Consider the following 11,834-nt stretch of genomic DNA (forward strand, 5'->3'; position numbering starts at 1 on the left):
CGCCAGCACAGACCAATGTGAGAGACCACCCCAGGGTGGTCTCTTTTTTACTGCGCCGACTGTCATAACCTCTTGTTTTGAGTCTGGTATCCTATGGGCATGGTCATCCGGCCCACCGAATTCGAATTCAGGAATCTTGTTGCATGTCTCTCCCCGCCAAGAACAACGCCAAACAGCGTGAACAAGACAGATCCCGCATCCTCACCCTGTTGCTGGCCGACGATGCGCTCACCGACAGTCTGCTCGACCCCCAAGGGGGGCAGGATGCCGAGCTGCGGGACCAGACCCGCGAACTGACCCAGCTGGTCAACAGCCTGCCCGCCGCCGACGTTGCCGATGCCCTGGAGTCCCTCCCCCCGGACGAGCGCCACGTACTCTGGCAGCAGGTGAACCCCGAGCGCCACGGCCAGATCCTGGTGGAGGCGTCGGAGACGGTGTGGGACAGCCTCATCAGCGGCATGAGCGACAAAGAGTTGCTGCACGCTCTGCGCAGCCTCGACATCGACGACCAGATCTATCTCGGCCAATACCTGCCCCGCAACCTGATGGGACGGCTGCTCACCTCCATGGCCCCCGAGCAGCGGGATCGGGTACGGGAGGTGATCCGTTACGGCAAGCACACGGTCGGCGCCATGATGGACTTCGATCTCGTCACGGTGCGCGCCGAGATAAGCCTGGGGGCGGTACAACGCTACCTGCGCCTGCGCGGCCAGATCCCCCCCAACACCGACAAACTGTTCGTCACCGACAAGCGCAACCGGCTGCAGGGGGAATTGCCCCTCACCACTGTGCTGCTGCACAAACCAGAGACCTTGGTCGGGGAGGTGATGGAGAAAGATCCCGTCACCTTCGACCCGGAAGACAACGATGAGGCGGCGGCCCGCACCTTCGAGCGGGACGATCTGGTCTCCGCCGCCGTGGTGGATGCCAAGGGCAAGCTGATGGGACGCCTCACCGTCGCCGAGGTGGTGGACCTGGTCTATGAGGAGAGCGATACCGATCTGCGCCGCATGGGGGGGATCAGCGAGGATGAAGACGTGTTCGCCCCCGTCACCAAGGCGGTGAAGACCCGCTGGGCCTGGCTCGCCATCAACCTCTGTACCGCCTTCATGGCCTCCCGGGTCATCGGCCTGTTCGAGCACAGCATCTCGCAACTGGTGGCGCTGGCGGCCCTGATGCCCATCGTCGCGGGCATCGGCGGCAACACCGGCAACCAGACCATCACCATGATAGTGCGAGCGCTGGCACTGCAGCAGATCCAGACCGGCAACGTCTCCTTCCTGCTGTGGCGGGAGCTGGGCGTCGCCCTCATCAACGGCCTGGTGTGGGGGGGGACCATGGGGGTCGTCACCTATTTCCTCTATCAGGACGCGGCGCTGGGCGCCGTCATGACCCTCGCCATGGTGCTGAACCTGCTGGTGGCGGCCCTGATGGGGGTCATCATCCCCATGACCATGACCCGGCTGGGACGGGATCCCGCCCTCGGTGCCAGTGTGATGATCACCGCCATCACCGACACCGGCGGCTTCTTCATCTTCCTCGGGCTGGCGACCCTGTTCCTGCTCTGACCCTCCCCGTCGCCCATGAAAAAGGGAGCCATTAAGGCTCCCTTTTCAATTCAGGCAGGTCGATGCATCACACCCGGTATTGTTCCACCGCCCGGTTGAGCAGCCTGGCCTGCTCGCTCAATCCCTGGCTGGACTGGGCATTGTCTTGCGCCATCTGGCTCGATGCCTCTGCGATATCGCGGATGCTGCTGACGTTGCGGTTCACCTCGTTGGCCACCAAGCTCTGCTGCTCGATGGCGGCGGCGATCTGGGTGCTCATGTCCATGATGCGGGTGACATCCTGGGTGATCTGGCCGAGCAGCTCACCGGCCTGGGTCGCCTGCTGTGCACTGTTGCCCCCCTGCTCCCGGCAGAGCGCCATCCTACCCACTATGTTGTCGGTCTGCTGTTGCAGTGAGCCGATGATGGCGGCGATCTCCTGGGTCGACTGCTGGGTGCGGATGGCGAGGTTGCGCACCTCGTCCGCCACCACCGCGAAACCACGGCCCTGCTCCCCCGCCCGCGCCGCCTCGATGGCCGCATTGAGGGCCAGCAGATTGGTCTGATCCGCTATGCCCCGGATCACCCCAAGCACAGAGCCAATGGTCTCGCTCTCCTTCTGCAGTTGGGCGACCTCGCCGGAGGCCTGCTCCAGCTGCTCCGCGAGGCTGTGGATCTGGTTGACGGTCTGCTCGACCGCTCCGCGCCCCTCATCGGCCTTGTGGTTGGTGGCGGCAGCATCGCTGGCCGCCTGCTCGGTACTGCGGGCGATCTCCTCGATGGTGGAGCCCATCTCGGTGGAGGCGGTCGCCACCTGATCCGTCTCCAGCAACTGGCGCTGGGCCCCCTCGCTGGTTCGGCGCACGTTGTCCGAGAGGTGATCCGCCGCACCGGTCAGGGTGTTGACGCTCTGCTTCACATCCCCGATCAGCTGACGGAAGCCATCCAGCATCACATCCAGATTGCCCGCCAGTTGCGCCATCTCGTCATCCCCTTTGAGGGCGATGCGCAGGCGCAGATCGTTGTCCTGACGGATGCGATTGACCGTGTCATTGACCCGGGCGATGGGTCTGCCGATGCTGCGCCCCAGCAGCACGCTCATGAAGCCGATGACCATGATGATCAGGACGCCGCAGATCAGCATCAGCCGGTTGAAACTCGCCGTCTGGCTGGCCAGTTCATCCTCGATCTGCTGGCCGACGCTTTCGAGTGCCTGTTCGGCCTCTTGCACCAGGGTGTGCATCTGGCCACGCAGTCCGGAGGCCTCGTCCAGCCCCAGCACCTGCATCCCCTGAACCAGGGCAACGAAGTCATTTCGGTACTGTTCGCTGGCCTGTTCGAGCACGCCGCGCTGCTCCTGTGGCAGGTTGCCGAGCCCCTGCTGGAAGTCGGCATGCAGGGTCTGGAAACGCGCGAGGTACTGGATATCGGAGCGCAGCATGAAGTCCTTCTCCGCCCGCCGCAATTGCAACATGGTGATGAGCAGAGCCTGTTGATCCTGTGCCTTGAGCGCCTCCTCCACCTTGTGTACCGCCGCCCTCAGCTGACCATAGAGGCCATCCTCGGGTCCCAGCCCTATCTTCTGCTGCTGGGCGACCAGCTCGTTGAAGGCCTTGCCATAGGCGCTGACCTGGGTATCCAGCCCCATCAAGCCCGCCCGGGCAGCATCCAGGCTGTCATCGGCACTCAGGGCCTGATCGAGCGCATGGGTTTGCGCCAGCATGATGTTGAATCTGTCGATGACCGCCAGATCCTTGTGCAGCAAGAAGTCTTGCTCGGCGCGCCTCAGTTGCACCATGGAGAGCTCGAGTCCATCGACCCGGCGCTGCGCCTCCATCATGTGCCGGCTCTCCTTGCTGGCGTAAAAGAAAAGCCCGCTCAGGGTCAGCATGGCCGTGGCGACCAGGGCGGTATTCAGTATCAACTTGTGGCGGATCAGCATGGTAAACCTCTGGGGCGCTGGGGTGGACTGCATCGATCGCGGGCAGAATACGACATCCATATGTCCGTTCAAGGAATATTCATTGAAATGCCACCCTCACTCCTTATACTGGTTCCACCTGTTTCCAGCGGTGGATCTGACACAATGGAATACAACACTTCAGAACTGTGCGACATCTATCAGGACATGGTGGATGTGCTCGAGCCCATGCTCTGCTCCTTCGGCGGCCGCGCCTCGTTCGGCGGCGTCATCACCACGGTCAAATGCTTCGAATCCAACGGCCTTATCCGTGAACTCGTGAAAGAGAACGGCGCCGGTCGCGTCTTGCTGATCGACGGCGGCGGCTCCATGCGCCGGGCCCTGATCGACAGCGAGATCGCTACCACGGCGGCGGAAAACGAGTGGGAAGGGATCGTCTGCTATGGCTGCGTGCGCGAGGTCGACATCCTGGAAGATCTCGACATCGGCATCCAGGCCCTGGCCGCCATCCCGGTCGGCGCCGACAGCAAGGACGTGGGTGAGACGGATCTGCCGGTGAACTTCGGCGGCGTCACCTTCCTGCCGGACGATCACCTCTATGCCGACACCACCGGGGTGATCCTCTCCCCCGATGCCCTCGACATCGAGTAAGCAGACACAGACTGAAGATGGGAGCCTTGGCTCCCATTTTTTATGCCCGTAATCTGGCGACAAGTGGCTGAAAAAATACAAAAAAAGAGGGCCAGTAAACTACTGGCCCCTTAACTGGAAGCAATGTGAGCAATGTCGTGCCTTCACAAGAAGTCCATCACGTTGGAACGAATGAAGTCTTTCCCGGAAAACAAGTTAACAATAATCATTCTCATTTAACTGTGCAAGTTTTATTTGCAAAAAAAGCGAAAAAAATGACCACCCGGAGGTGGTCATCATCGTCATGCCTGACGGGGCGCGGTTCGCAGGCCGTCCAATCCGACCTCTCCCACCAGCTTGCGGCTGAGATAGCGCAGCAAGACGCCGTAGAGTGGCACGAATAATCCCAGGCTAATCAGCAGCTTGAATACATAATCCACGGTCGCTATCTCGACCCAGTGCTCGGCCATGAAGGGATCCGTGCTGCGCCAGAAGGCGATGCTGAAGAAGGCGATGGTGTCCACCAGGTTGCCGAACAGGGTCGAGGCCGCCGGCGCCACCCACCAGGCCCTGAGCAGGCGCAGGCGATTGAACACCACCACGTCCATGAACTGGCCCACCAGATAGGCCATGAAGCTGGCCAGGGCGATACGTGCCACGAACAGGTTGAACTCGGCAAGGTGGCCCAGCCCCTGATAACTGCCCTCGAAGAACAGGACGGAGAGCACGTAGGAGACCGCCAGCGCCGGCAGCATCACCGTCTGGATGATCTTGCGGGCGAGGCCGGCACCGAAGATCCGCACCGTCAAGTCGGTGGCCAGGAAGATGAATGGGAAGCTGAAGGCGCCCCAGGTGGTGTGGAAGCCGAAGATGGTGATCGGCAGCTGCACCAGATAGTTGCTGCTGGCGATGATCAGGATGTGGAACAAAGCGAGACGCACCAGCGCCGTCTGGTGCTGAGCAGGGGTCAGATTCATGTTGTGACCTTTTTGGTTAATGGGGTTAGGGAACCCATACCGCCACCATTGGCGATAATTGAGGGGCGAGATTATACGCCCCGCGACCGATAGTTCAATCTTTATGCGGCGGATGAGCGTGGTCACGGCGCCCTGGAAAGGGCAACCCCAGCCGCCACGGGCAGAGGGCGCGACCCGCAGATCCGCGAGGGATCACCCCCGATGCTGGCGGCCCAGCCAGAGCACCACCTCCCGATCGACCGGATGCACCACCTCCAGCCAGCAGCCGCCATGGTGCTCGAACTCCAGCCGCAGCGGGCTGCCTTCAAACTCCAGCAGCCAGCTGTGACGATCGGCGCCCCAATCCCGCTCGAGGGCTGTCAGCTCCCACCCCTGCACCAGTGCCTCTGCCAGGGTGGGGAAGTTGTCCCAGCAGAGCCCGGGGCAGTCCAGAGTCAGCACACCTGCCTCCTCGTCCATCGCCGTCACTTGCCACGTCATCTCTTTCATCCGGGTCCTCAACTGCTGCAGGAGAGCTCGCCGCCGCAATACCAGGCGGGGGCCGGGGTGGCGAGCTCGTCATATTCAGGTTGTTCGTCATAGGGGCGCTGCAGGGCCGCAAACAACCGCTCGAACGGCGCCATGTCGCCCCGCTCGGCGGCCTCTATCGCCTGCTGGGCCAGGGCATTGCGCAGCACGTACTTGGGATTGATCGCATCCATCCGCCCCTTGCGGGCCGCATCGTCGCTCCCTTCACGGATGAGGCGCTGCCGATACGACTCGAGCCACCCCTGCCAGCTGGCGGGATCCGGCAACAGGGCCAGCAAGGGTGCAGGCCAGTCGCCTTGGGCGGTCAGCTCGCCCAGCCGACGCAGGAAGAGGTGGTAGTCCACTCCTTGGCTCGCCAACAGCTGGAACATCTCGCGAAACAGCGCCGGATCCTGATCTTCCCAGGTTTCCAGGCCGAGCTTGTCCCGCATCAGCTCCGAGTAGTGCAGCATCAGCTGGTGCTCATACTGGGCCAGCGCCGCCGCCAGCGCCTCACCATCCACGTGATCCGCCAGCGCCTGGGCGAGTTTCTGCAGGTTCCAGTAACCGACCGCCGGCTGCTGATCCAGCGCGTAGCGCCCTCCCGGATCGGAGTGGTTGCACACAAAATCAGGCACATAGGCGTCGATAAAGCCGTAGGGGCCGTAATCCAGGGTCAGTCCGAGCAAAGACATGTTGTCGGTGTTCATCACCCCGTGGCAGAAACCGGCAGCCTGCCACTTGGCGATGAGCCGCGCGGTGCGGCGCACCACCTCGGTAAACAGCTCGGCGCCGTTTGCCAGGTCGGGGAAGTGGTGGCGCAGCGCATGGTCGATGAGGGCGGGGATCTTCTCCCCCTGCCCGCTCCAGGCGAAATACTCGAAGTGGCCGAAGCGCAGGTGGCTCGGGGCGGTGCGCAGCACGGTCGCGCCGCTTTCGGCCTGCTCCCGATAGATGGGCTCATCACTGCCCACCAGCACCAGGGCGCGGGTGGTGGGGATGCCGAGGGCGTGCAGCGCCTCGGAGGCGAGGTATTCGCGGATGCTGGAGCGCAGCACGGCGCGACCGTCGCCGAAGCGGGAGAAGGGGGTCTTGCCCGCCCCCTTCAGGTGCAGATCCCAATGGCTGCCATCCGGGGCTTGCTGTTCCCCCAGCAGCATGGCGCGGCCATCGCCGAGACGCGGGCTGTAGCCGCCGAACTGATGGCCCGCATAGACCTGGGCCACCGGCTGCATGCCCGTCAGGGGCTGACCCTGGCCGCAGCAGGCAAGCCAGTCTGCCTCGGTGACATCCGTCAGCCCCAGCTCGCCGAGCAGGCCGTGATTCAGGTGCAAGAGCCTGGCCCCCTGCAGGGGCTGGGGGGCCACGGGTTCACAGGCCCAGGGCAGCTCGGTGGCGAAAGTGTTGATCAGCTTCATGGTGATGGGGATCGTCCCTGCGTATGCTCGTGTCACTCTTTATACCGCCACCGGCCCCTCTCGGGCCAACGGTCGATACTGCTATTTCAATTCGAGGAAGTGGAAGATGGAAAAATGGGTCTATGTCCTGCCCCTGCTGGCACTGCTCTCCGGCCACCCCGCTCATGCCGCCGATGTGGCCGCGGGCAAGGCAAAGGCCGTGCTGTGCGCCGCCTGTCATGGTCCCGAGGGCAAGGCCAGCGTGCCTCTCTATCCCCATCTGGCGGGACAGCACGCCCCCTACCTCGTCAAGCAGTTGAAGGCGTTCAAGGAGGGTCAGCGCAAGGATCCCATGATGGCCCCCTTTATGGCGGCACTGACCGAGGCGGATATGGAGAACCTAGCGGCTTATTACGCCAGCCTGCAGCAGTGAAAAATATCGTCCTTATGGTGAATTAATTCATCAAATACAACAAAGGCAGTTCGTTAAACTGCCCTTGGCAAGATGGTCGGCATCCGTGGCTCGTCTTCGATCATGGGCATCGTCGCAACCCCATCTCCACCTGCAGCCACTCTTAGCGGCGGCAGTACTCGATGATCAGGTCCATAAAGGCCTCGCCGAAGCGCTCCAGCTTGCGGTGACCCACGCCGTTGACCGCCAGCAGCTCGTCTTCGGTCATCGGCATCAGCTGCGCCATCTCCACCAGGGTGCTGTCGTTGAACACCACGTAGGGCGGCACCTCCTCCTCCTCGGCGATCTGCTTGCGCAGGGCCCGCAGCTCCTTGAACAGCCGCTTGTCATAGTTGGCGCTGTCGAGCAGGCCGCTGCGCTTCTCCTTGCGGCTGGAGATGGGTTGCAGCCGCGGCACCGCCAGCTCCAGCGCCAGCTCGCCGCGCAGCACCGGGCGGGCCGCCTCGGTCAGCTGCAGCACCAGGTTGCGGGTGATGTTCTGGGTCAGGAGCCCCTTGTGGATCAGCTGACGAATAACGCTCATCCAATACTCGTGGCTCTGCTCCTTGCCGATGCCGTAGGTGGACAGCTTGTCGTGGCCGTGATCCTTGATGCGCTGGTTCAGCGACCCGCGCAGCACCTCCACCACATAACCCACCCCGAAGTTCTGCCCCACCCGCCAGACGCAGGAGAGCGCCTTCTGGGCGTCCTCGGTGCCGTCATAGCTCTTGGGGGGATCCAGGCAGATGTCGCAGTTGCCGCAGGGCTTGTCGTTGTACTCGCCGAAGTAGTTCAGCAGCACCTGGCGGCGGCAGGTCTGCGCCTCGGCGAAGGCCGCCATCACATTCAGCTTGTACTGCTCCACCTGCAGTTGCTGGGGGTTTTCGATGTTGTCGAGCAACCGGCGCACCCGGCCGATGTCGGCGGGATCGTAGAGCAGCAGCGCCTCCGCCGGGGTGCCGTCACGACCGGCGCGGCCCGTCTCCTGATAGTAGGATTCGATATTCTTGGGGATGTCGTAGTGCACCACGAAGCGCACGTTCGGCTTGTCGATACCCATGCCGAACGCCACCGTCGCCACCACGATCTCGATGTCATCCTTGAGGAAGGCTTCCTGGGTCTGCTGGCGCTGGGCCAGCGGCAGGCCGGCGTGATAGGGGGCCGCCTTGCAGCCGTGGCGGGAGAGCCGCTCCGCCACCTCCTCCACCCGGTTGCGGCTGGAGCAGTAGACGATGCCACAGTTGCCCTTCTGGCTCTGCACGTAGCGCAGCAGCTGCTCCGCCGCCTTGAACTTCTCCACCAGGCTGTAGCGGATGTTCGGCCGATCGAAACTGGCTGTGTGGATAAAGGGGTCGTGCAACTCGAGGCGATGCAGCATGTCGCTGCGGGTCGCCTCGTCGGCGGTGGCGGTGAGCGCCACCACGGGCACCTGGGGGAACCACTGCTTGAGTCGCCCGAGCGCCGCGTATTCCGGCCGAAAATCGTGCCCCCACTGGGAGACGCAGTGCGCCTCGTCGATGGCGAACAGACCGAGCGGCAGCTCTGCCAGCCGATCCATGAACTCGTGCTGCAGCAGCCGCTCCGGTGAGACATAGACCAGTTTTATTTCGCCGCGACGCATGGCGGCGAAGTTCTGGATCATCTCCTCCCGGCTCAGCGCCGAGTTGATGTAGACCGCCGCCACCCCGTTGGCGCGCAGGCTGTCCACCTGATCCTTCATCAGCGAGATGAGGGGCGAGACCACCACCCCCAGTCCGGGACGCAGCAGGGCCGGGATCTGGTAGCAGAGGGATTTGCCGCCGCCGGTGGGCTTGAGCACCAGGGCATCGCGCCCCACCACTATCTGCTCGATGATCTCGAGCTGACCCGGCCGAAACTGCTGGTAGCCGAACACCGCCTGCAACAGGGCAAGGGGCGTCTCTGGCACAGCATCGGGCTGAGAGTCTGGCTGGATGTCGGCAATGGCGGTCATGGGCTCTCCTTTGGGGTCGTCATTCTAAAGCAGCCGCCGTTCACAATAAACCTGCCATTGCGAGTGTTAAGGAAGTGTTGCAGACTGGCTGGAGTTTTTACTCGGTTGAACCGCCAGGGATTGGGATCGAGACATGAAAGACATGCTGAAGAAGATGGCGCTCAGTGGCATTGCCAACCTGTTTGCCGAAAGGATGCCGTTCAACAAGCTGATCGGCATGCAGGTGACCCACTACGACTTCGACAAGGTGGAGCTGCGCATCAAGATGGAGGAGAAGCTCATCGGCAACCCCTTCCATCACATCTTGCACGGCGGCGTCACCGCCAGCCTGCTGGATGTGGCGGGGGGCATGATAGTCGCCGCCTCCTGCATCGACGAGCTGGAAGACTTCTCCCCCAGCTACCTCAAGGAGCGCTTCTCCCGCCTCGGTACCATCGATTTGCGAGTGGACTACCTGCGCCCGGGCCGGGGCAACGAGTTCATCGCCACCGCCCACATCATCCGCGCCGGCAGCAAGGTGGCCGTTGCCCGCATGGAACTGCACAACGAAGAAGGGACTCACATCGCCTTCGGAACCGGTACTTATCTCGTCGGCTAAGGGCTTTATTGCATAAAAACTGCACTTCTAAGCCGATTTTAATCATTAGAATCCTTACCCCCTCCGCCCGCTGAGGTCCATACTGGTAGTCGGGATCATGTGCAGAGGGAGGATTGCAGACCATGAGCGCGATACTGGCGACCAAACCATCCAGAGCCTTGCTGACACAGATCGAGTGCATGCTCGACGAGGTGCACACTCCCGAGTGTCGTCACTGGTTGGAACAGGAGCTGGAGGGGTATTCTCTGTGTTCACCCCTGCCTTGGTATCGCATCATCGCCTGTCGGCAACGCGGTCACTTCTTGGATCTGAAGACGGGAAAATATTTGACCTGCCACATCGGCAGTCAAACGCTTAGCCAACGCGACCTGGCCCAAGTTCAGTTCATCTATGCCCGCCAACCCGCCGCCCACTATCTACTGCGACATGATTCCGGTATCGAACCCTGGCCAGAACATCTGCTGGAAGCGTATCGAGAGCAGTTGATCCCCGGCCATCTCTGCCTGCAAGCCTGGCATGAGCCCGTGTCTTCGTTGCGCTCACAACTGGTGGAGGGTCTCGGCCACTTCATCAGCGAGTACCCCAAGCATGCGACTCTGCAGACTCAACGTGGCTTCAAGGCATTGTGCCATCAACACTGGCACATCTGAGCAAGCGCCCAAGGCGCAAGGAGGGCACCATAAAGCAGAGCCACAACGAGATTGCCACAACTTAAGCCGTGCCGGAGTCAGGATCAGACTCCACCCATGGGCCACCGAGCGGTGGCCCTTTTCATGGCGATCATCCATGGGATCCAAACCACCATAGCGATTCCCCACCGCGCTGACTGACAAACGACAAATGCGAAAAGGCCGCTCATTGAGCGGCCTTTTCTAATGTGGTCGGTGTGAGAGGATTCGAACCTCCGACCCCTTCGTCCCGAACGAAGTGCGCTACCAAGCTGCGCTACACACCGATGTCTGCGGGGCGAGAATTTACCGAAAGCCCAGACATGACACAAGCCTTTTTTGATGTTCAGCAGAAAAAAATGGCTTTGCGCTCAACAATTCAGCGAATTGTGCAAGGTTTGGCAAGACGATGGCTCCCTCTTCCGGAACGAGGTCATTTTGTCGGCAGCTGGAATTCGGTTGGCCCCAGCAACCGGCGTCGCCAATCCGCCACCACGCCATGCTCCAGCCAGTGCGCCGCATGCTGGCGCCAGTTTGGCGAGAGAGCCGGGTTGTCCAGCATCAGTCGCAGATCATCCTCGTTGCGAGCCTGGTTGAACAGGATGTCGGCGGCCCGCTTCACCGTCAGTTCGGGATAGGGCCTGTCTGCCAGTTGCAACTCCGCATCCGGTGCCACCTCCCCTTCCTCCAGCACTCGCAACAGCCAGCCACAGCGACCACTGAGCTGCATCACCTGGGATAAATGGGCATAGCCAAAGCGCTGGTTGAGTTTGAAGCAGGGGGATCTCGGCTGGCTGATCTGCACCAGGGCATCGCCTAAGCGAAACACATCGCCGATGCAGGCCTCGGCTTCCGTCAGCCCGAGGCCGGAGAGATTCTCGCCAAAAGCCGCCGGCTGCCAGGGAGTTCGCGGAGCAGGCAGACCCAAGGCGGTTTGCCAGGTCAGCCACCAGGGATAGTGATCGGCGGGATAGTAATGCAGCGCCCGTTCCGGGCCACCGTGGTGGCGCTGATCGCTCTGCTCATCCCCAACCAGACCGAGGAAACCACACCAAACTGGGTGTGTGACGGCTTGCTTGTGGATGGCGCTGACGAGACCGGGGGCTTGTTCGGCATTCAACTCGGCACCCTGGCCGATGAAGAGGGAGATCCGCATTCTATCCTCC

11 protein-coding genes and 1 tRNA gene are annotated in these 11,834 nt (G+C 62.1%); 5 read left to right on the forward strand and 7 right to left on the reverse strand.

Annotated elements, in window-relative coordinates:
* The first annotated feature begins 143 nt into the window (after positions 1-143).
* Positions 144-1,568, forward strand: a complete 1,425-nt coding sequence (mgtE, locus tag ABNP46_RS20240) for a magnesium transporter (protein ID WP_349920216.1) — start codon at positions 144-146, stop codon at positions 1,566-1,568.
* Between the two features lie 67 nt (positions 1,569-1,635).
* On the opposite strand, the gene ABNP46_RS20245 is transcribed toward mgtE, so the two are convergent.
* Entirely contained in the window at positions 1,636-3,489 is a 1,854-nt protein-coding gene (locus ABNP46_RS20245; protein ID WP_349920218.1) for a methyl-accepting chemotaxis protein, read from the reverse strand.
* A gap of 144 nt (positions 3,490-3,633) precedes the next feature.
* On the opposite strand from ABNP46_RS20245, the gene rraA reads away from it, so the two are divergent.
* Positions 3,634-4,119, forward strand: coding sequence for a ribonuclease E activity regulator RraA (rraA, locus tag ABNP46_RS20250; protein ID WP_349920219.1), 486 nt, complete (start codon positions 3,634-3,636; stop codon positions 4,117-4,119).
* A 281-nt stretch (positions 4,120-4,400) separates the two neighbouring features.
* Here the strand turns inward: rraA and ABNP46_RS20255 are convergent, their stop codons facing one another.
* The 3 genes from ABNP46_RS20255 to ABNP46_RS20265 form a co-directional block, all read right to left on the reverse strand.
* Positions 4,401-5,075, reverse strand: coding sequence for a 7-cyano-7-deazaguanine/7-aminomethyl-7-deazaguanine transporter (locus ABNP46_RS20255; RefSeq protein WP_349920220.1), 675 nt, complete (start codon positions 5,073-5,075; stop codon positions 4,401-4,403).
* A 192-nt stretch (positions 5,076-5,267) separates the two neighbouring features.
* Positions 5,268-5,555 carry a DUF3630 family protein gene (locus tag ABNP46_RS20260; RefSeq protein ID WP_349922599.1) on the reverse strand — a complete coding sequence of 96 codons (288 nt, stop codon included), beginning with the start codon at positions 5,553-5,555 and terminating at the stop codon, positions 5,268-5,270.
* A 17-nt stretch (positions 5,556-5,572) separates the two neighbouring features.
* Positions 5,573-7,000, reverse strand: coding sequence for a protein adenylyltransferase SelO (locus ABNP46_RS20265; RefSeq protein ID WP_349920221.1), 1,428 nt, complete (start codon positions 6,998-7,000; stop codon positions 5,573-5,575).
* 106 nt (positions 7,001-7,106) lie between these two features.
* Here ABNP46_RS20265 and ABNP46_RS20270 point away from each other — a divergent pair, with 106 nt between their 5' ends.
* Positions 7,107-7,412 (forward strand): c-type cytochrome, encoded by a 306-nt coding sequence (locus ABNP46_RS20270; RefSeq protein ID WP_349920222.1) that lies wholly within the window; start codon positions 7,107-7,109, stop codon positions 7,410-7,412.
* A gap of 142 nt (positions 7,413-7,554) precedes the next feature.
* On the opposite strand, the gene recQ is transcribed toward ABNP46_RS20270, so the two are convergent.
* On the reverse strand, positions 7,555-9,402 hold the full coding sequence (recQ, locus tag ABNP46_RS20275) for an ATP-dependent DNA helicase RecQ (protein ID WP_349920224.1): 1,848 nt from the start codon (positions 9,400-9,402) through the stop codon (positions 7,555-7,557).
* 133 nt (positions 9,403-9,535) lie between these two features.
* Between recQ and ABNP46_RS20280 the strand changes: the two genes are divergently transcribed.
* Positions 9,536-10,000: a thioesterase family protein gene (locus ABNP46_RS20280; protein ID WP_349920225.1), complete on the forward strand. Its 465-nt coding sequence runs from the start codon at positions 9,536-9,538 to the stop codon at positions 9,998-10,000.
* A 122-nt stretch (positions 10,001-10,122) separates the two neighbouring features.
* Complete coding sequence (locus ABNP46_RS20285; protein WP_349920226.1) at positions 10,123-10,650, forward strand: hypothetical protein; 528 nt, start codon at positions 10,123-10,125, stop codon at positions 10,648-10,650.
* A gap of 228 nt (positions 10,651-10,878) precedes the next feature.
* On the opposite strand, the gene ABNP46_RS20290 is transcribed toward ABNP46_RS20285, so the two are convergent.
* Both ABNP46_RS20290 and ABNP46_RS20295 read right to left on the reverse strand, forming a co-directional pair.
* A tRNA-Pro gene (locus ABNP46_RS20290) sits at positions 10,879-10,955 on the reverse strand.
* 146 nt (positions 10,956-11,101) lie between these two features.
* Complete coding sequence (locus ABNP46_RS20295) at positions 11,102-11,824, reverse strand: MOSC domain-containing protein (protein ID WP_349920227.1); 723 nt, start codon at positions 11,822-11,824, stop codon at positions 11,102-11,104.
* Positions 11,825-11,834: the final 10 nt, after the last annotated feature.

This window comes from Aeromonas veronii, assembly GCF_040215105.1.
Taxonomy (GTDB): Bacteria; Pseudomonadota; Gammaproteobacteria; order Enterobacterales; family Aeromonadaceae; genus Aeromonas; species Aeromonas veronii_G.

Coding starts and splice junctions, on each gene's coding strand:
- mgtE (WP_349920216.1), top strand. CDS start 144: ATGTCTCTCCCCGCCAAGAACAACGCCAAACAGCGTGAACAAGACAGA.
- ABNP46_RS20245 (WP_349920218.1), bottom strand. CDS start 3,489: ATGCTGATCCGCCACAAGTTGATACTGAATACCGCCCTGGTCGCCACG.
- rraA (WP_349920219.1), top strand. CDS start 3,634: ATGGAATACAACACTTCAGAACTGTGCGACATCTATCAGGACATGGTG.
- ABNP46_RS20255 (WP_349920220.1), bottom strand. CDS start 5,075: ATGAATCTGACCCCTGCTCAGCACCAGACGGCGCTGGTGCGTCTCGCT.
- ABNP46_RS20260 (WP_349922599.1), bottom strand. CDS start 5,555: ATGACGTGGCAAGTGACGGCGATGGACGAGGAGGCAGGTGTGCTGACT.
- ABNP46_RS20265 (WP_349920221.1), bottom strand. CDS start 7,000: ATGAAGCTGATCAACACTTTCGCCACCGAGCTGCCCTGGGCCTGTGAA.
- ABNP46_RS20270 (WP_349920222.1), top strand. CDS start 7,107: ATGGAAAAATGGGTCTATGTCCTGCCCCTGCTGGCACTGCTCTCCGGC.
- recQ (WP_349920224.1), bottom strand. CDS start 9,402: ATGACCGCCATTGCCGACATCCAGCCAGACTCTCAGCCCGATGCTGTG.
- ABNP46_RS20280 (WP_349920225.1), top strand. CDS start 9,536: ATGAAAGACATGCTGAAGAAGATGGCGCTCAGTGGCATTGCCAACCTG.
- ABNP46_RS20285 (WP_349920226.1), top strand. CDS start 10,123: ATGAGCGCGATACTGGCGACCAAACCATCCAGAGCCTTGCTGACACAG.
- ABNP46_RS20295 (WP_349920227.1), bottom strand. CDS start 11,824: ATGCGGATCTCCCTCTTCATCGGCCAGGGTGCCGAGTTGAATGCCGAA.